Raw genomic sequence first — 19,097 nt, 5'->3', positions numbered from 1 at the left:
ACGCCCTGGACAGTTCGGGCAGGGTATGCGGATCGCAATGGTCGATATGGTCATGCGTGATCAGCACCCAGTCGGCATCCACGACCTCGTCCGGGGCCACGGGCACCGGCAGGAGGCGCTTGAGGTCGGGAGCATCGAGCTTCTCGACGGAGTGGGAGAGATACGGATCCAGATAGACAGTGCAGCCCGGGAATGCCAGTCGGCATCCGGACTGGCCGAGCAGGCGGACGGGTACGTCGTCGGTGGGGTGGCGTTGGGCGTTCATGACTGGAATATGTCCCTGTGGTCGACTTTCTCGAAGAGGGTACAGGCGCCGTCGACGGTCGCATCCAGGATGCGGCGCCCCTCCTTCTCGTATTCGGTGCGGGCAATCCGATAGGACTCCTCGGACCGCTCCAGGTCCGGGTTGTTCCAGGCTTGGCCGTGACCGAAGTACGCTTCACTGAAATGATTGTGATCCGGCCCTTCGAACTTCAGGAGTTCATTCGGGGATCCTTCGTAGCGATAGCGATGGTCGAGCCCGATCAGGACCACTTCCTGGAACCCGAGGTAACGCGCGACCTGGAGCGCCGCGTAGGTCACCGTCCATCCCTCGTGGAGTCCCTGGGCGATGTCATGGCAAAAACGCGCGGGCGGCTCTCGCGTGTTGAGGAGGTACGTCAGGGCGTCCTCCTGGATGCGGCCTTCGCTGCCGCGGTCGCCGATGAACTTGACGCAGTTCAGGGCCCTGATGTGGCGCTGGGACTGCTCGATCACATGCCTGTTGACCGCGACGTAGTAGCGTGGATAGAAGCCGAATCGATCGAAGCCCAGGTGGATCTTGTTCATCCCGACCACGGTTTCGCGCCGGAGGAACGCGAGATCCATGCGATTGAGGGACGGCCCATTGGCCACGATGACGCCTCGTTCGCCCCGATGACGATCCTTGAGCATTTCCAGCCTGCGCGACACTAGACAGGCCTGCCGTCGTAACCGAAACGGCGCAGCCATGTGCCGTTTTCGCTCTGGATCTTCTCGATCTGCGCTTCCGACAGCGTATCCCTGAAGCTGAGGATCCGTTCCGGGTCAGTCACATGGGTAGGACTCAACAGCAGCTTGTCGTACTGATCCGTCGGCAGATTCTCCACCGCGTACGCGACTTGATCCGGATCCGCCCGGGTGAACCCCAGGTACTGGAACAAGCGACCTATTTCCTTGGCTGGATTGGCCCTGTAGTCCTCATAGAGGAACACGTAATCGCTTCTCACCTCCCAGGCGTCATGGAGGGTGCGATTGTATTTGGCATATTCCGTGGCGCCTCCCAGCTTCTCGAGCAACGGAAACTTCCGTCGCGCGGCGGATGCCACGGTATCCCTGAGGTCGCGACGCGAGGTCACGACCACGGCAGCCTGGCCGGCGATGTCGTCGCGGAATTCGTGGGTCTTGACGAGCAGCACGCCCTGTTCCGGGTCGTCCAGGAGCGCCTGGTGCGCCCCCTCCGAGTACAGCGACTCGAAGGCCAGGCCTTCCGCTTCGAGCGCCTGGCGCAGGATATTGAACAATGCCGTCGAGCCGGAGTGCCGCATTCCCGCAACCACGACCAGAGTGCGTCTGCCCGACCTTGCGGCCCGGGCAAGCGCGCCGCCGACGTCCGCGCCGGGTACGCCGGGCCGCGGCAATGCCGAAGGGCGGACGGGTGGCGCACTGGCCGCGCCGAGCGAATCAACCGAAGGGCCGATCCTTTGGCGTGCGGACCTCAGGCTGGGGCTGGAGTGGCGCCGGATCACCCCCACGACCTGGTCCAGCAGGTCGAGCCGCGCGATCTCCTGGATCGAGCGCGCCTGGGATGCCAGGCGCCGGTCGCCCTCCACGCCCTCGACCGCATTGGCAAAGTGCGCGAGCGCCTGCGATTCCTCGCCGGAAACCGCGGCGATTCGGCCCAAGACGTTATGGGTACCGGCCACGAGTACCGCCGCAACCTCCTCCTTCCTGGCGCCCCACTCGATCGCCTGGCCGAGTGCGCGACGAGCCGCGGGCACGTCTTCGAGCTGCAGGTGCGCGGCGCCAACCAGGATGGCCAGGCGTTCCCGCTCCGGACACTCGCTCACCTGCTCCCAGGGCGTTGCCGCCAGGGTCACCCAGTCCGCGAACTGCCACTGCATGCGGGCAACCGCCAATAGTTCCCCGCCGCCGGGACGCTCCAAGAGGCCACGCGCGCCCGGGCGGGTTTCGGCAGGGACGGCCATCTCGCGCCCCGACGCGCCCGGATCCCGCTTGCGAGCAGAGGCACGCTTGGCTGCCGGCGCCTTTTTCGACCGTGCCGGCTTGCCTGCCGGCTGGGTGCGACGCGTGGTCATGCCAGGCCACTCCCGGGTCTCGTCACGACTGCTCGCTCCGCAATACGAGCTCCTTGATCAGCTCCACGTGCGCCTCGGCCTTGACCACTTCCCGGTTCAACCATGCCTGATAGCGATCGAGCTCCTCCCGATCACGCTCCAGTTCGATGATCCGCGCGCCGCGCTCCTGGCCCTGGTGGCTGGCCTTGTCGAGCTTGGCCTGACGTTCGGCAACGTCCCGCCGGGATTGCTCGAGCTCTTTGGTCAGTTCGGCCAAGCGGGCATCCTTCTCCGCAAGTCCCTTGGCTTGCGCCTGGATCTCGAGATGGCGCTCCTGCATTTGCGCGTCGTGCTCCTTCGCTACCTTCGCCTGAACGTCGCGGGCCTCGATCAACTGGCCCGCAAGCGCTTCTTTCTCGTCCGCGAGCCTCGCTCCTTCGTCTCGCGCCTGAGCCAGCTGTTCGACCAGGGCGCCGTGCTCCTCCGCCAGCTTGTTCAATTCACCCTCACGGGCCTTGGCCAGCTGGACCTGCGCATCCCTTTCCTGCGTCAGCTGCTCCAGGAGAACACCGCGCGCCTCTGCGAGCTTGTTCAATTCAACTTCATGGGCCTTGGCCAGCTGGGCCTGCGCATCTCGCTCCTGCTTCAGCTGCTCCAAGAGAACATCGCGCTCCTTTGCGAGCTTCCCCACCTCGGCCTCATGGCCGCGGGTCGCCTGCGCAAGCGCATCGGCCTGCTCGTCGACCTGCGCCTTCAGCCGTGCGATCTCCGCCTCGCGTTGCTCCAGCTCGGCCCTGCCATCGTCGATGACCCGGATCAGCTCGCACCGCGCGGCATCACGGCGGCTGCGCAGGGCCTGGACGGGGTAGATGGCTTCGGCGTCGAGCTCGGGCGTGGTGAAGCCTGCGTTGCCGAGGAAGGTGGCAACTTCGTCCGTCGTTGCATCATCCGCGTAGAGGGACACGTCGCTGGCACGGACCAGGATCTCGGAGAACTTCCTCAGGAGCGCTCCGGGCAAGGACGCCAACAGTGCCAGGCCCTGCCCGGGCGCGTCGATGATGAGCAGGTGCGGCTGGCTTTCCTCGAGCGCCAGCGATGACACGAGCACCGGGAACTCCAGGGTGCCCACCGGGCGTTCCTCGACGAGGTTGAGATTGGGGAAAAGCTTGAACAACCCGCGGGGTGCCAGGGTACTGCTGTACTCGGCCTGGTCGACCACGTACAGGATCGCGTCGCCCTCGGCCCGTGCAACCAGCGCCTTGTCGACGAGCTCTTCGCCCTTGGCGGGATCGATCCGCCGTGCCAGGGTGGCCGAGAGGCGCGGGTCGGCCTCGGCCAGGACCAGGCGCTTCGCACCCAGGGCGCGCAAGGCCTCCAGCGAATCGCCCCTCCCCCCACCGACCACGAGGACGACGCCCGGGGGGGCCCGGAACTCCTTTCCAGCTCTGTCGATCAGTGTTCTCATGGCATGAATGCTTCGGGACGGGGGAAGGAACGCTCGGCCCACCCGACCCGGGCATGCACCCGGGCTTCAGCGTGGCCCAGCAGGAACCACCGGGGAGAATATCAAGGATTCCCCTCGTGACGCGCGGGCGCATGCCCACGCAGGCAGCTGCGGTACAGCGCACGATAGCGATCTGCCATCCACGTCACACCTTCCCGCCGACCGGCACCCTCCTGCCAGTCTGCGACCTGCCGCGCCCGCGAAGCGCGTTCGCCAGGGTCCATGGCCAGCCGCCGCAGCAACTGGTAGAGGTCGTCGGGGCTCGCCGGAAAATCGATCAACCATCCGCCGCCATGCGTTCGCACTCTTTCGGCGACCGCACCGACGTCGACCCCGACCACGGGCAGGCCGCAGGCCCAGCTCTCGGTCAATGTGTGGCAGTGCGTTTCCGGCCAAACGGAAAGGACCGCCGCGAGATCTGGCGCGATCCCCTCGACGAGGTCGACGAACTCGTCCCGGGCATAACAGCCGTGGGCGACGACGAGCGCCTCCAACTCTGGCGGGCAGCGACCGAGCAGGTGCAGTTCGAGCTGGTTGCCGACGTCCAGCGCCTTGAGTCCGCGCACCAGGTCCGCGCCCTTGTGGCGCGAGAAGTTTCCCGGCAGCAGGATCCTGAGCGGGCGGCGAACGCCTGCATTCCTGTCCACGGCAGGCGGGAGGAAGCGCTCGAAATCACGGCCGTGCGGAATGACATGGAAGTCGTTGGCCCGATCTCCGATCGCAGGCAACGCCCCGACGATCAACGCGCGCGCGGCGGGCGACGTCGTGACGAACGCTGACACGGGTTGCAGCGCCCTCTGCATGCGCTCCTTCCACGACGCAAGGCGCACGGGCGTCATCGGCAAGGCCGTGGGATCTCGATCCCACAAGGGGTTGGATCCATCCCTTTCAACGCCTTGGACGTGCAGCGCGCCCTCCCCGTCGAGGAGGTTCACGGTGGGACATACACTGTAGTAGTCATGGAACGACATGAGCACGGGGATGCCGAGTCCACGCGCTACACCCGGCAGGCCCAGGCCATGCCATGCGAGGTGCCGTACGTGGAGGACCTCTATGCCCATCCGGACCATCAGCGCGCGAACGACCCGATCGTATTCCGCGCTCGAATGCATCTGGAAGCGAAGTGGCTCCGCCAACGCGATCCGGTCGACGGACTCGTAGCCGCCGCTCCCCGCGCCCAGCACTTCCAGCACCTGGCCATCGCTGGACAGCGCGAATGGCTCGAACTCGTCCGAAATGGCCCGCATGAGGTCGAGGTTGGTCTGTGGCGTGCCACCGGACCGCGTGGAGATCACGAACAGTATGCGCGGCCTGGCCGCAACCGCCGCGGACTCGAGCGCACGGAATTGCCTGCCGAGCCGATAGCTCGCGTCCTTGAGTCCGTGCGCAGCCGGGATCGCGGCGATGGCCGCCTCGTACCCGGGGTGCATGGCCCGCACCCGATCAAAGCCCTGTCGGGCGAGCGCGCCACGGCGTTCGCCGAATGAAGAAGAACGGGAATGCCAGACATACACCGACGGCGCCACCAGGTGGCGCCACCCGTCGTTGCCGGCACGCATGCAGAAGTCGTTCTCCTCCCCATAACCCACGGGGAAGGCCGAGGCGTCGAAACCACCCACCCGGTCCAGCATTGAACGCCGGATGTACAGGCAGAAGCCATTCCCGGTGGGTACTTCGAAGGGCAACGCCCCTGCACCCAGTGCGACGCGAGCCAATGCATCCGTGCCGAAGCGCTCGAGCGCATTTTCCGGCGCGGCGATCGAGAACACGCCCGCGTCGTTGGAAACTGCGGTGACCGTGCCTATCGAAGGGTCGGAACTGGCGGCCTGCTTGAGGCCGACGAGCCATTGAGGCCCTACCCGGGTATCGCTGTTGAGCAGGACCACGTCACCCGGGCCGCATCGCGCGATCGCTTGGTTGACCGTGGTCGTGTAACCCAGGTTGACCGGGTTCGCCAGGACTCGAGCCCCTGGACGCGACGCATACTGCTCCAACAGGGGCGCGATCCGGGGATCGGTGCTCGCATCGTCGACCAGCAGTACCTGGTCCCCCCCGTCCAGGCGCGTGTGGCGGAAGAGCGCGTCCAGGCACTGGACCACCTGGTCGTGGGCATCGTGCACGGCAACGACGACGGTGCAAGGGACGCGTGCCGGGTCGGACGCCATCCCGGCGTGCCACGCATCGCCTGCCGCGAAACAGGCGACGCGCCCCTGCATGACCCCGTGGCTGACGAAGTGCCCAAGGGGCGAGCCACTGTATTCCCGGACATCGGGATACCGCGCCAGGTAGTAGGCACCGTCGAACCTGAGGGACGTATCCACGTTCGCCCGGGAAGGCGAGCAAATGTAATGGACGAGCGGGTTGAGCGCGTCGCCGTCGCCCATGTGCCTGTCACGGTAATAGATGGTGTCGAAGAAGGGATTCGGGTTCCGCCCCTCGGTGGCGCCATGCTGGAGATAGTGCCGGATGGGATCCTGGCCGGTCTCCGCCACGTCTGCATTCGTCGAAAGATAGAACGCTTCGTCGAACACGCCATCCACGCGGACGAGGCTTTCGTGATAGCCGCCCCTGGCCAGCCCGGGAGCGCTCCGTAGCGCAGCCGCCGGATCGGCCAGGCGGGTTTCACGTCCTTCGTCGCGACCGTAGCGGACGAAGTGCAACAGCGGATCGATGCCGGCCTCGGCGACGTCGGGGTGCGCCGAGAGGTATGCCGATGCACTGAAGGCGGGTCCCGGGTCCTCGACGCCACCGCGCGAAAGATAATGGCGGGCAGCATGCTTCGCGGACGACAAATCCGGATGGCGGGCCATGTACCAGTCCGCATCGAACAGTCCGCACGTCAATACCAGTTCGACATCCTTTTCACTGACCGTCATCGCGCCGCCTCCTCCATCCGGCGATCGGAAGGGGCAAGTCCATCGACGACCCCACCCAACCTTGCCTCCCAACTCACGCGCGCTGCGACGGCAGTGAAACGCGAGCGCGGGGGCCTCGGGCGCTCCAGCCATTGCTCGACGGTCTCAAGGAAGGCCTGGGTGTCGCTCGCGACGGCCAACAGGCCGGGAATCGGTTCGACGTTCGGAACATCCGTCGACACGACCGGTACGCCGTTGGCCAGGTAGACGAAAGCCTTCAGTGGGTTCATGTGGCGCGTCAGTTCCGACCTCAGGTGCGGAATGATGCCCAGGTCCATGCGCGCGAGCCAAGGGCCGAGCTCGTCGTAAGGCACCACCCCTGGGAAGACGATATTGGAATGGCGTGACAGGCGAAGTACATCCGGGTTGGCATGCGTCGAACCCACCAGGACGATCCGGCATCGAGGGAACCGATGCGCCAGCCGATCGAGCAGGTCGACATCGATCTTGCTTTCGAGGTTTCCCACGTATCCCAGCACCTGCCCATCAAAGTCCGGAAGCACGCGCCCGGTCGTTCCCGCAGCGGGGGCGTGCGCGAGCAGGCCGCCTGGCAGGGGCATGTCGCAGCCATTGGGCACCAGGCGGGGCGTTCCACCCAGCTCCTCCATGGCCTGGAGGACGCTTTCGCAGTTGACCAGCACTCGGTCGGCTCGTTTCATGAGCCCCTGGTAGTGCCGTGCCAGGCGATGCTTCTCCGCCGGCTCGACGCCCGGCCATGCGCGGTGATCGTCCACGACATCCACGACCAGGTGGCGGGGGTGGAACCGGTCGATAAGCGGCTCGATGGAGAAATTCCTGGGATACACCCAGAAGAGGCTGTTGGCCGGGTCGATGCCCGATCTGAGGAAAAGCGCGCGCAGGAAGCCTTCGTATGCATCGAGGAAGGCCGCGCGCGGACGATCCTGTTCATCGAAGGCGTACTCTCCGCCTTCATGCACGAAGACCGCGTGCCGGATCTTGCCGCGATCGAGCCGGCTTTCCTGCTTGGCACGGGTCCTCTCCGCGATCAGGCGATCGTGTCGCGATGGGTCGGAGACGCGGTCGAACGACTCGAGCCGAGCCTCGCTGATCGGCGCATCGACCACGAGCACCGTCCTCACGTCAGGACGGGAAGCCAGGTACTTCGCGACCATGTCGTTCCTGCGCCCATACACGGTCGAGTCGTTCTGCTTCCAGAACAGGACGACATCCATGCCCCCGTCCCGAGCGTCGTCGATGCGTGGGAAGTCGCTCGTATCCGAAGCACGACCTCCCCGGGAGGCGGGTGCGGGAAGCGCCTCGAGCCAGCTGCGGAACGGCGTGAAAATGCGTGCGAAATACGCATTCGGCACACGGGGAACTCGGGCAAGGTCGCCGGCTTCCCCGATCGGCGCATCACTGGGGAGGATATTCATGCCCAGCCGCAGGGCTTCCCTCTCCAGCCATGAGCCGGCCGGCACCGTCACGTCGAGCCGGTGCCAGGCCGCGAGCCAGAGCAGGCCGGACGTCTTGTGGGCATATGCCGGTGCATCGTAGTCCAGGCGCAGCACCCCAGACCCCGAGAGGACTTCGACGAGTTGCTCGTCCGACCAGAATCCCTCGTGGATCCGTACGTCGTCGCGACCACGTGCGATGTCGTGGAGTTCACTGAGCAGTTGCCGCGCAGCGTCGGTCCTGACCGACGAGAACTGTAGGAGGAACTGCCGCTTTCCCCTGCTGGCCGCGAGCTCCCTGCGCAGGCGATCCGGAAGCTCCAGGGCGCCCTTGTCCTGCTTGACCTCGCCAAGGTAGAGGATGACCCGCTCCCGCGCATTGCGGACACGTGCGGAGGGCAGGTCCCAGTTGCCCAGGAAGCATGGATGGATATCCAGGGGCGAAGGCAGGCCGAGGAGATGGCGATAGGCTTCCGAGTACTCCCCGCAGCTCGCGTATAGCCGGACATCGCCGGCGCCTCTCAGCGCATCGAACGCCAACCGGAAGTTCATGGCCTTCCCCGCATCGAGCGAACGGCCCTCGCAGTCCACGCCGGGGGAATACATCAGCAGCGCGATGTGCTGGAGGCGATCCCCGCGGGGACCCAGCGCATGCAGGGCCAGCGAGAGTGCAGCCGCATGCTCCCACGACAGCGTGTGGTAAAGAATGCGCAACGGGCCGGATGGCCAGCGTTCGAGCGCCACCTCCAGTGCCTGGCGATAACCCAGGGACAGCCCGAACACCCAGTCCCAATGATGGGCGACGCCCCCCTGCTTCCCGGCCAGGGCATAAAAATCCACGTCGAACCTTGCCTCGACGAGCGCCAGCTGCCGCCCAAGCGAAGAGCGCAGCGCCTCTTCCATCCGCACGTTGGCGAGGATGCCGCCCACCTGGATCCAGCTCGCGAACAGTTCCGCGAAACCCCGGTTGTGGGCACCCGTCCTGCCGAGGGCGGGATCAACTAGGACGATGGGGGGCATTTCTCGGGTCAGCCAGTCGGGATGCGCTTGGATTCACTTCATCGAATGATGTCGTCGGAGACGGGGCGGGCTTCCTGGAGGAGCTCCGACACCGACCGGGTCGACCCGAAGGAAGCACCGTCGGGCAAGCCCACCTGCAGCGATCGGGCCAGGACGCGGGCATCCACTCCCGGGACATCCAGTACCAGCCGGTAGCCAAACAGACCATGCGGCAGGTCGAGCGAGCGTTGCACGTCATGGCGAATCTGGCGCTCGTAACCATCCAGGCGGAACACGCGTTCACCGACCCTGACCTCGATCGACCCCGGCGTCCTGCCGTCCCGGTCGACGGCCCAGCCACGCAGGGCCAGCACCCCATCGACGAAGCTGGCTTCGTCGATGAAGCCACAACCGTCCGGACGCCAGGCAGCGTCAGCCGCCGCCTCGGTGGACTCCGGGGCAGGCTCGACCAGCGACAGGTAGAACCGCTCCGCCCACTGATCCACGTCACGCTGGGAAGGCGGTCGCGCGCCCGGCTTGTCCCAGGCCAGGGTCACGGGCAGGTAGCCACGCTCGCACAAATACGCCTGTACGGCCGCATGGCGCTCGGTGGGGACGTACATGTCCAGGGCGAAATCCGAACCGCCTGCCCCTTCCAGGCAAGCATCGAGCAGTTCGTCCTGGAGGCCCGAGTCGAAGATCTTCTGGATGGTCGCGTCCAGCCGAAAGGGAGAGAAGTCCGTGCTGGCCAGGTCCCCGAGCGGCTTCGAGACGGGTTGCTTGCCCTCTGCTATCCGCGCCACGAGTGCGTCCCCGGACACCACCGGGCAGCCCGCCTTCTCGAAGAGCCCGTTGGCGATACTGGTCTTTCCGAATGCCGGCGGTTGCATCAGCAGATAGGCGACGCTTCGCCGCCTGCTGATATGGAGCACGTGCCGATTGACCGGATCGCCATCCTGCTTGACGCTGGGACCCATCCATTTCCAGGCATAGGGCGCAAGCAGTTCGCGAAGCAGCGGCATCGAGGGGAAGTAGCGCTCGTCTATCCCGCGCGTGACGCGGACCCACTCGCTCTTGGGCGAAGAGGCGATGCCCAGCTCGAGCACCAGCACGCCGTTCATCGACAGCTTGTCGACCAGGGAGTGGACGAGCGCCGGCTGGTCTTCCGCGTAGTGCAGTGCCGACGCCAGCAGGATGACGTCGAAGTCCCCCTCGGGGAGCTGGTCCCAACTGCCGGTGATGAACTCGCACCCGCCGAAGCGCGCACGCGCGCGCTCCAGGAAGAGTGCTGACCTGTCCAGACCCACCGATCGCTCGGCGCCCAGGAAGTCCGCGTAACCGCAGAAGAATCCCTCGTTGCAGCCGACGTCGAGGAATCGCTTGCCTTTCAACGGCGGCAGTTGCAGGGCCTTGAGCTTGTCCAGCGAGAGCGAATCTCCTGGCGCGCCGGGGAAGGATTGGTATTGAGCCATCTCGATGCCTAAAGTCATTGCCCCAAAAGGGCTTCACGATGAACGCGCGTTCCTAGGACAAGAGCCCAGGTGCCGACCGCAACGGCGCCTCTGCATCGCCATCAGTCTTTCCGCCGAATACTGAAACTTTGCCACCAAGGCTGGAAGCGGAGCGGCCGGCCGGCAAGTCGAACTCCGCTTCGAAACCACACTTCACGTCCGACAGGCCAAAGTGTGCGACCACATCGGGGCGAACATGGAAGGAAATCTTGCTGGCGGCGACGCGCGTGTCCGCAAACTCGATCACGACCGAGCTGGGAACCACCCCCTCCATGTCCAGAATCCATCCCTTGAGGAGTGCCTTTCCGCCAGAGAACGAAAGACTCTCCGCGCACCCATATATCTGCGCTCCCGCCGATGCGTCTGCTGCAGCCTCGGGAAATATATTTCTCGCACGCAACTCCGCCAGGAGCTCGTGATAGGCCTTCAATGCACTCGTGATGTCGCCATCATGTATAAGCCGTCCCTGCTCGAGGACAATCCCCCTGTTACAAATGTTCCTGAGCAACCCAATACTATGACTCGCGAGCACCAGGATCTTGCTTCCCCCTACACGATCTTGCATCCGCTCCTTGGCTTTGGACATGAACTCCGCATCTCCCGCACCGACCCACTCATCCATGAGGATGATGTCGTTCTGGATGCTGGTCGATATGGCGAAACCCAGTCGCATTTTCTGTCCCGACGACAAGGTCCGAAGCCTGTGAGAGGCCTTCTCTCGCAACCCGGAGAACTCAAGGATGGGATCCACCTGCGTTCGCAGGAAACCCGCCGTCAACCCCATTGCGATGCCGCGTAGGAATATATTCTCGCGCACTGTGGCTTCGGCACTGAAGCCAAGCGACATATTCAAAAGCGCCTGACATGACCCCTGGACTTCAACCGAGCCTGTTGTTGGCTGATAAACCTGATTGAGGACACGAAGCAACGTCGACTTCCCTGCGCCATTCCGACCCAAAATCGCCAGGCGATCACCGTCCTTCAGCTGAAAATCCACACCGCTCAGCAGTCTTACCATCTTGCGGCTCGGCGGATCGAAGGCCGCACCCAAGAACAGGTCGAGCCAGCCCCTCTGCTCTCGCTCCCGCTGCACGAAAGCCGGCACGTCCAAGCAAAGATCCTTGACTGTAATCGAAGTAGTCACGCGTTAGATCCAGAGCGGCACGAACCGCGCATAGCGTCGATACAGAAACGTGGCGAGAAACAGCCCAAGGATCGTCATTACAGCCACATAGATGATCGAAGCGGTCGACATGGGCTCGCCCAACACCGGTGCGCGAAACAGGGTCACCAAGTGAAAGAATGGGTTGAAGCGCATCAACTGTCCTCGCTCGCTACTCGCGGGAAGCTGATCTGGATACCAGATTATTGGGGTCAGCAAGAACAGGAATATTGAGACATTCCCTACTAGCTGACCCAGGTCAGTATACCTGGCACCAACCAGCGCAAATACCGTACCCATCCAAAGTCCATTGATGAATATCACGATCAAAGCAAGCGGGGCGAGCAGCAGCCCAACGAGGTGGACATCCGGGAACATGCACAGTGCGAGGATCGTAACGGGCAGGTACATGCAAAGGTCGAAAAAGGCCTTCGCCAACGACTGCATTAGGTAGTCGGTAAGCCGTACATGCCCGTCCATTATGAATGAAAAATTCGAACTGAATACGTTCGCACTATTTATCACTGCCGAAATCACGGTACGGAAAACCATTGCTCCCAACGCAATGTGGGCAGCGAACTCCGAAAGGCTTCGACCCTGCATCCCTCCAAAGAACGAACCCAGTCCGTACACATAAACGATTGAGGGTGCCAATAGCCATAGAATGCCGAACCTCGACTTCCGGGCCTTCGCAAGTATCTCCAGCCAACTCGAGAGCGCCCAGAACTCAGGGTTTCGCCAACTGGCGGCCAACTCGCTCCAGAATGCGCCTTGCCCCCCCCTTCCCATGACGCGGGAACTCCGCGAGGCAGTGGCAGTCATGCAAGGGCTCCCTGGATATCGGCTTTCAGGTCATCCAGTGCCTCCACGCCCACGCTCAGGCGCACCAGCGCGTCGGACAGGCCCAGCCGTTCGCGGCGATCGGCCGGCACCGAGGCGTGGGTCATGATCGCGGGGTGGTTGACCAGGCTCTCGACGCCGCCGAGCGACTCGGCCAGGGCGAACAGTTCGGTGCGTTCGCAGAAGCGCTTCGCGGCATCGACGCCACCCTTGAGGACGATGCTGATCATGCCGCCGAAGCCGTCCATCTGGCGACGGGCGAGGTCGTGCTGCGGGTGCGAAGCCAGCCCGGGGTAGATGACCTTCTCCACCGCAGGATGCGTGTCGAGCCATTCGGCGAGCGCCGCCGCGTTCTCGCAGTGCGCCTTCATGCGCAGGTGCAGGGTCTTCAGGCCACGCAGCGCGAGGAAACTGTCGAATGGGCCCTGCACGGCGCCCACCGAGTTCTGCAGGAAGGCCATCCGGTCGGCCAGGTCGGTGTCGTCGCCAACGACCACGATGCCGCCGACCATGTCGGAATGGCCGTTGAGGTACTTGGTCGCCGAATGCATGACGATGTCGGCGCCCTTTTCGAGCGGGCGTTGCAGGATCGGCGAGCAGAAGGTGTTGTCGACCACCACGATCAGGCCATGGCGATGCGCGATGGCGGCGATGCGCTCGATGTCGACCAGCTTGAGCATGGGATTGGTCGGCGTCTCGATCCAGACCATCCGGGTGGCCGGGCGGATCGCCGCCTCGAACGCGGCCTCGTCGCCGAGGTCGACCCAGCTGACCTCCAGGCCCGTGGTGCGCTTGCGGACCCGTTCGAACAGCCGGTAGGTGCCGCCGTAGACATCGTCCATGGCGACGACGTGGCTGCCGGCGTCGAGCAGCTCCAGGATCGTCGAGGTCGCCGCCATGCCCGAGCCGAACGCGAAGCCGCGCCGGCCGCCCTCCAGGGCGGCGACGCAGCGCTCGTAGGCGAACCGGGTGGGATTGTGGGTGCGCGAATACTCGAAGCCCTGGTGTTCGCCGGGGCTGGACTGCACGTAGGTCGAGGTCGCGTAGATGGGGGTCATCACCGCCCCCGTGCTGGGGTCGGGCGCCTGGCCCGCATGGATCGCGAGGGTGCCCAGACCGGGCCTGCGGCCGTCGCCATCCGGTTGTCGTTCTGTCATTGCCAGTACTTCCACGTCATGTCCGCCGGCGGTCGCGCGGCGACCGGGAAGTCTAGCATCGCCACCCCCGGCGTCCCCGCGTCCATTCAGGCCCGGTCCATGGCCGGGCCCAGCGCCAACCCCCTCCCTGGTCTCACTCCACCCTGCGACGCAGGTAGTTGAGCAGGTCGATGCGCGTGATCAGGCCGACGAAATGGTCGCCGTCCATCACGATCGCGACATGGCCGCGATCGAAGATCGGCAGCAGGGTCTCGATCGCCGCCCCCACCGGCACCTTGTCGAGCTTGCTGACCATCGCGGTGGACACGGGGTCGCGGAAGCGGCTCTCGTCGCCATAGACGTGGAGCAGCACGTCGCTCTCGTCGACGATGCCGACGATCGCGTCCCCCTCCATCACCGGCAACTGCGAGACGTCGTAGAGCTTCATGCGCTGGTAGGCCGTCACCAGCAGGTCGGTGGGCGCCACCACCACGGTGTCGCGCGCGGCATAGGGTCGCAGGATCAGGTCGCGCAGGTCGCCGGCGGGTTCGCGCTCGAGGAAACCGTTGTCCAGCATCCAGTAATCGTTGTACATCTTCGAGAGGTACTTGTTGCCGGTGTCGCAGACGAAGACCAGCACGCGCTTGGGCGTGGTCTGTTCGCGGCAATAGCGCAGCGCGGCGGCGAGCAGGGTGCCGGTGGAGGATCCGCCCAGCACGCCCTCCTTCTCCAGCAGCTCGCGCGCGGTGAGGAAACTCTCCTTGTCGCTGATGGCGTAGGCCCTGGTGACGCGGCTGAAGTCCGAGATGCTGGGCAGGAAGTCCTCGCCGATGCCCTCGACCATCCAGCTGGCGGACTTCTCGCTCAGGGTGCCGCGGTTGACGTATTCCTCGAGGATCGAGCCCACCGGGTCGGCGAGGATCAGTTCAGTGCCTGGGGACTGCTCGGCGAAACACTTCGACAGGCCGCTCATGGTGCCGGAGCTGCCGCAACCGAACACGATCGCGTCCAGTCCGCCCACCTCGGCCATCTGGGCGAGGATCTCCGGGCCCGTGCCCTGCTCGTGCGCGGCCGGGTTGTCGGGATTGCCGAACTGGTTGATGAAGTAGGCCCCCGGCGTCTCGCGGGCGATGCGCTCGGCCATGTCCTGGTAGTAGTCCGGATGGCCCTTGGCCACGTCCGAGCGGGTCAGCAGGACCTGTGCGCCCATCGCCTTGAGGTTGAAGATCTTCTCGCGGCTCATCTTGTCGGGGACCACCAGCAGCAGCTTGTAGCCCTTCTGCTGCGCGACCAGCGCCAGGCCCAGGCCGGTGTTGCCGGCGGTGCCCTCGACAAGGGTGTCGCCGGGCCTGATGTCGCCGCGGGCCTCCGCCGCCTCGATCATCTTCAGGCCGATACGGTCCTTGATCGACCCCCCCGGGTTCTGCGACTCCAGCTTGAGGTAGAGCTCGCATGCGCCGGTGTCGAGGTGCTGTGCCTTGACGATGGGCGTGGCGCCGATCAGTTCGAGTACGGAGGCATGTATGGCCATGGGGATCGCTCGGTCTCCAACGGGCCGCGGACGTGCGGCGTTCGGGGGGATTCTACCGGGCGTGCCGCCGGGTCGGCGCCCCGCATGCGCCCATGGCATGCGGATCGCGTCAGCGGAAGGCGGCGCGGGTCGCGCCGCGGTGGGAACCGGCCAACCGCCGCGGCTGCGCGGGGCAGCCGCGGCGGTTCCGGGTTCGCTGGCGGCAGGTACCGACGAGGAAGGCCTGCCGCCGTGCGAAGCTGAGGAAGTTCAGTGTGAGGTGTCGGGATCGTAGAGCCGGAGCAGGCGGTCCTTGGCGGCCAGCTTTTCGCGCTTCATCCGCCCCAGGGTGACGTCATCGATGGGCAGGACCCCGAGTTCGGCCGCATTGACCTTCTTGTCGAGCAGCTTGTGGCGCTGGTACAGCTGCTTGAACTCGGGGTTGGATTTCATCAGCGCCTCGATGACGGGCTGGGGCTGTTCTTCGAACATGGAAAACCTCCTGACGGCGGGGGTGGGAGAGTCCGGCCGGATGGCCGGGCTGACAGGAAGTGCCCGCGAACGAAAACGCCCCGGCCATGGGCCGAGGCGTCGCGGACAGGTCGGGTTGGACAACGGCACGGGGATGCAGCAGCACCACCTTCCCGCCCTTGCGCACTCCCGGCGCGTCCCGGTCGGGGGCGGCGGTAGCAGGCAGCGGGATCGAGTGCGTCATCAGGCCGGGCTCATCGCCAAGCGGAAACCAATCGCTTGGATAACCGACCCTACTCCTCCCCCCCGGGCGGAGCAAGACGCTCGCCACCCCGGGCGACGAGCGGTTCAGCCCCGGGCAGGAACGGGCCGGGTCGAATCGGACCCGGCCGTTACGGACTCAATAACCCATTGTTTAAAAAGAATTATTTGACAATGACCTCGACGCGGCGATTGCGCGCGCGGCCTTCGGCAGTGCCGTTGTCGACCAGCGGCCGGCTCTGTCCGAGGCCTTCGACCTGGACGCGGGAGGCGCTCACGCCGGCAGCCACCAGGGCGTCGGCCACGGCCTGCGCGCGGCGTTGCGACAAGGCCTGGTTGGCCGCCGGATCGCCCTGGTCGTCGGTGTGGCCTTCGACCTGGATCCGGGTCTTGCCGCCACCGGCCTGGAGGTAGGTGGCCAGCGCGCGCGTGCTCACTTCGGCGGCCGGGGTCAGGCTGGCGCGCCCCGAGGCGAAGGCGTCACCGGACAGGGTGAACACCTCGCCGCGGCGCTCCTGCTTCGAGGGCGGCAGGGCGCCGCCGGCCATGAGCTCGGCCTCCTGCCGCGCGAGCGCCGCCTCGCGCTCGCGGGCGGCCTTCAGGCGCGCGTTCTCCACGCCGGCCACGCCCACCAGGGCGTTCTCGACGTCCTGCATCGCGGCTTCGCCGGCCTCGGTCTGCTCGCGCAGGCGGGCGGCCTCTTCGGCCTGCAACTGGGCCTGCAGGCGCAGGCGCTCGGCCTCGGCGCGGGCCTGGGCCGCATCACGACGGCTGGCCTCGATCAGGAGCTCGCTGCGCTGGGTCTCCAGGCGTCCCAGTTCCTGCTGCAGGACCTGGTTGCGCGCTGCGATCTCGGCGATCGACACGCGGCGCTCGGCCACGTAGCGCGCGGCTTCGCGGTTGCGGCTGGACGCCTTGTCGAGCGCCTCCAGCGCCTGCCGGGCCTGCAGGCGTTCGTAGGCGCCGTAGCTGGCCACGGCGGGATCGCTGTCGAGCGCGGCCAGGCGCTGGGCGAGGGTCGCGGACGGGTCGGTGCTCTGGGCATGGGCCAGGGGCGCGGCGACCAGGGCCAGGGCGAGGCAGGCGGCAAGGCGCTTCATCGGCCACCCTCCCCTTGCAGGCGCTGCTGCAACTGCGTGATCTCGGCGCGCCGCTGGGCGACCTGAGCGTTCATCTTCGCTTCCTGGCTGCGGGCCAGCGCAAGGTCGGCATCGGCGTCGGCGGCCAGGGCGAACCTGCGGGCATCGTCCTCGCGCCCCTCCGACATCGCCGCCTGCGCCCGGCTGAGCGCCTCGCGCGCCGTCGCGATGTCCTGGGCGGCATACTGGTCGGCATCGGCATCGGAGGCCACGGAAATCGACTGCTGGGCGTCCGCCAGTTCGGCGGTCGGGGGCGGTAGGCTCGCGCAGCCGGAAAGGCCGGAAGCGAGAACTGAGGCCACTAGCAGGTAACGGATTTGTGCGAAGCTTGGGATCATTGGGGAGGCCATGCGGTTGCGAAATCGCCGGGCCATTGTCTGAAGCCGGTGGCCGGCTTGCAACGTCGGGCCGCCGGAACCGTATCGAACAAGGGGCTGCAGTATGGACATCGGCTATTTCCTGAAGCTGATGACGGAAAAAAATGCGTCGGACATGTTCCTGACCACCGGCGCGCCTGTCTACATCAAGGTCGAGGGCAAACTGTACCCCCTCGGCAATACCGGCCTGCCCCCGGGCATGGTCAAGAAGATCGCCTATTCGCTGATGGACGAGGGCCAGGTGCCGTCGTTCGAGCGCGACCTGGAGCTGAACATGGCGATCGCGCTGCCCGACGCGGGCCGCTTCCGCATCAACGTGTTCAAGCAGCGCGGCGAAGTCGGCATGGTCATCCGTGCCATCCGCAGCGTGATCCCCAGCATCGAGGAGCTGCAGCTGCCGTCGGTGCTCAAGGACATCATCATGGCACCGCGCGGGCTGGTGCTGATCGTCGGCTCCACCGGTTCGGGCAAGTCGACCACGCTGGCCTCGATGATCGACCACCGCAACAGCAATACCTCCGGGCACATCCTCACCATCGAGGACCCGATCGAGTACCTGCACAAGCACAAGAAGTCGATCGTCAACCAGCGCGAGGTGGGCCTGGACACGCACGCCTTCCACAACGCGCTGAAGAACGCGATGCGCGAAGCGCCGGACGTGATCCTGATCGGCGAGATCCTCGACGCCGCGACCATGGAGGCGGCCATCGCCTTCGCCGAGACCGGCCACCTGTGCCTGGCCACGCTGCACTCCAACAACGCCGACCAGACGCTCGAGCGCATCCTCAACTTCTTCAACGAGTCGGCGCACAAGAACGTGCTCATGAACCTCGCCCTGAACCTCAAGGCGGTCATCTCGCAGCGCCTGGTCATCGGTACCGATGGCCGTCGCCTCCCGGCCGCCGAGGTGTTGATCAATACGCCGCACATCCGCGACCTCATGCGTCGTGGCCAGGTGCACGAGATCAAGCAGGCGATGGAGGAAACGCTGGAGGAAGGCATGGAGAGCTTCGACCAGTGCCTGTTCCGGCTGGTCAAGGAAGGCCGTGTCGAGATGGAAGAGGCGCTCAAGGCCGCGGACTCCCGCGATGGCCTGGCGCTCAAGTTCCGCCTCTCCGAGGGCGGTGGCAGCGAACACGACCCCTACGCCGACGTATTCAACGCCGAATCGCACTGAAGCGGGCATCGGCCCCGCCCACCAAAGGAAAGCCACCCACGCGGGTGGCTTTTTTCATGTCTGGAGGGTTGGGAGATTTGTGATGGGTGATTCGTGGGGAGTCACGGGCCCGGGGCGTGGCCAGCCTCGCGCCCCGGACGAGCGCTCACGAATGCTGACCTGAAGGACCTGCCTTCGTAAAAAGGGTCGCGCGAAGCCAGGCCCACCGGGCCAGAGGGGCACGCGCATGTATCGATGGGTTGCGACTTCGGCTTTACCCATCCCACGGCGGGTGTATCGCCTTCGGCTCGACCCACCCTACGGCGACGCCGCCGCCCCCGTCCGGCAACCCATCACACCGTCATCCCAACGAACGCTGGGGTCCAGCC

The 19,097-nt window shown here is 65.6% G+C and carries 15 protein-coding genes; 1 reads left to right on the top strand and 14 read right to left on the bottom strand.

What is annotated here, in order from left to right; translation table 11 throughout:
* The 14 genes from FKV25_RS02725 to FKV25_RS02660 form a co-directional block, all read right to left on the bottom strand.
* Positions 1 to 265 (bottom strand): MBL fold metallo-hydrolase (locus FKV25_RS02725; RefSeq protein ID WP_141517263.1); only part of this gene is annotated, 265 nt, incomplete at its 3' end.
* Positions 262 to 933, bottom strand: a complete 672-nt coding sequence (locus FKV25_RS02720) for a 6-hydroxymethylpterin diphosphokinase MptE-like protein (protein WP_211345347.1) — start codon at positions 931 to 933, stop codon at positions 262 to 264. The genes FKV25_RS02725 and FKV25_RS02720, both read right to left, overlap by 4 nt.
* Positions 934 to 950: 17 nt before the next feature.
* A complete protein-coding gene (locus FKV25_RS02715) occupies positions 951 to 2,336 on the bottom strand; it encodes a sulfotransferase family protein (RefSeq protein ID WP_141517261.1) in 1,386 nt (461 codons plus the stop codon).
* A 22-nt stretch (positions 2,337 to 2,358) separates the two neighbouring features.
* On the bottom strand, positions 2,359 to 3,780 hold the full coding sequence (locus tag FKV25_RS02710; protein ID WP_141517260.1) for a coiled-coil domain-containing protein: 1,422 nt from the start codon (positions 3,778 to 3,780) through the stop codon (positions 2,359 to 2,361).
* A gap of 101 nt (positions 3,781 to 3,881) precedes the next feature.
* Positions 3,882 to 6,695 (bottom strand): glycosyltransferase, encoded by a 2,814-nt coding sequence (locus FKV25_RS02705; protein WP_170218485.1) that lies wholly within the window; start codon positions 6,693 to 6,695, stop codon positions 3,882 to 3,884.
* Positions 6,692 to 9,166: a glycosyltransferase gene (locus tag FKV25_RS02700; protein WP_141517258.1), complete on the bottom strand. Its 2,475-nt coding sequence runs from the start codon at positions 9,164 to 9,166 to the stop codon at positions 6,692 to 6,694. Before FKV25_RS02700 ends, FKV25_RS02705 begins: the two co-directional genes overlap by 4 nt.
* Before the next feature lie 38 nt (positions 9,167 to 9,204).
* Positions 9,205 to 10,635, bottom strand: a complete 1,431-nt coding sequence (locus FKV25_RS02695; RefSeq protein ID WP_141517257.1) for a class I SAM-dependent methyltransferase — start codon at positions 10,633 to 10,635, stop codon at positions 9,205 to 9,207.
* Positions 10,636 to 10,669: 34 nt separating this feature from the next.
* Positions 10,670 to 11,800 carry an ABC transporter ATP-binding protein gene (locus FKV25_RS02690; protein ID WP_141517256.1) on the bottom strand — a complete coding sequence of 377 codons (1,131 nt, stop codon included), beginning with the start codon at positions 11,798 to 11,800 and terminating at the stop codon, positions 10,670 to 10,672.
* Between the two features lie 3 nt (positions 11,801 to 11,803).
* Positions 11,804 to 12,640: an ABC transporter permease gene (locus FKV25_RS02685; RefSeq protein ID WP_141517255.1), complete on the bottom strand. Its 837-nt coding sequence runs from the start codon at positions 12,638 to 12,640 to the stop codon at positions 11,804 to 11,806.
* On the bottom strand, positions 12,637 to 13,815 hold the full coding sequence (locus FKV25_RS02680) for a cystathionine gamma-synthase (protein WP_141517254.1): 1,179 nt from the start codon (positions 13,813 to 13,815) through the stop codon (positions 12,637 to 12,639). Before FKV25_RS02680 ends, FKV25_RS02685 begins: the two co-directional genes overlap by 4 nt.
* 133 nt (positions 13,816 to 13,948) lie before the next feature.
* Entirely contained in the window at positions 13,949 to 15,325 is a 1,377-nt protein-coding gene (locus tag FKV25_RS02675; protein WP_141517253.1) for a pyridoxal-phosphate dependent enzyme, read from the bottom strand.
* A gap of 249 nt (positions 15,326 to 15,574) precedes the next feature.
* Entirely contained in the window at positions 15,575 to 15,796 is a 222-nt protein-coding gene (locus tag FKV25_RS02670; RefSeq protein WP_141517252.1) for an HP1242/YdcH family protein, read from the bottom strand.
* Between the two features lie 404 nt (positions 15,797 to 16,200).
* Positions 16,201 to 17,136, bottom strand: coding sequence for an OmpA family protein (locus FKV25_RS02665; protein WP_141517251.1), 936 nt, complete (start codon positions 17,134 to 17,136; stop codon positions 16,201 to 16,203).
* A complete protein-coding gene (locus FKV25_RS02660; protein ID WP_246071860.1) occupies positions 17,133 to 17,624 on the bottom strand; it encodes a DUF4398 domain-containing protein in 492 nt (163 codons plus the stop codon). The genes FKV25_RS02665 and FKV25_RS02660 overlap by 4 nt, the downstream gene beginning before the upstream one ends.
* Here FKV25_RS02660 and FKV25_RS02655 point away from each other — a divergent pair.
* Positions 17,617 to 18,729: a PilT/PilU family type 4a pilus ATPase gene (locus tag FKV25_RS02655; RefSeq protein ID WP_141517250.1), complete on the top strand. Its 1,113-nt coding sequence runs from the start codon at positions 17,617 to 17,619 to the stop codon at positions 18,727 to 18,729. The two genes, FKV25_RS02660 and FKV25_RS02655, sit on opposite strands and share 8 nt — an antisense overlap.
* Positions 18,730 to 19,097 lie beyond the last annotated feature (368 nt).

It is taken from the genome of Marilutibacter aestuarii (assembly GCF_006546775.1).
Classification (GTDB): domain Bacteria; phylum Pseudomonadota; class Gammaproteobacteria; order Xanthomonadales; family Xanthomonadaceae; genus Marilutibacter; species Marilutibacter aestuarii.
The sequence above is the reverse complement of the archived record's forward strand: the minus strand, read 5'-3'. Positions and strand labels throughout refer to the sequence as shown.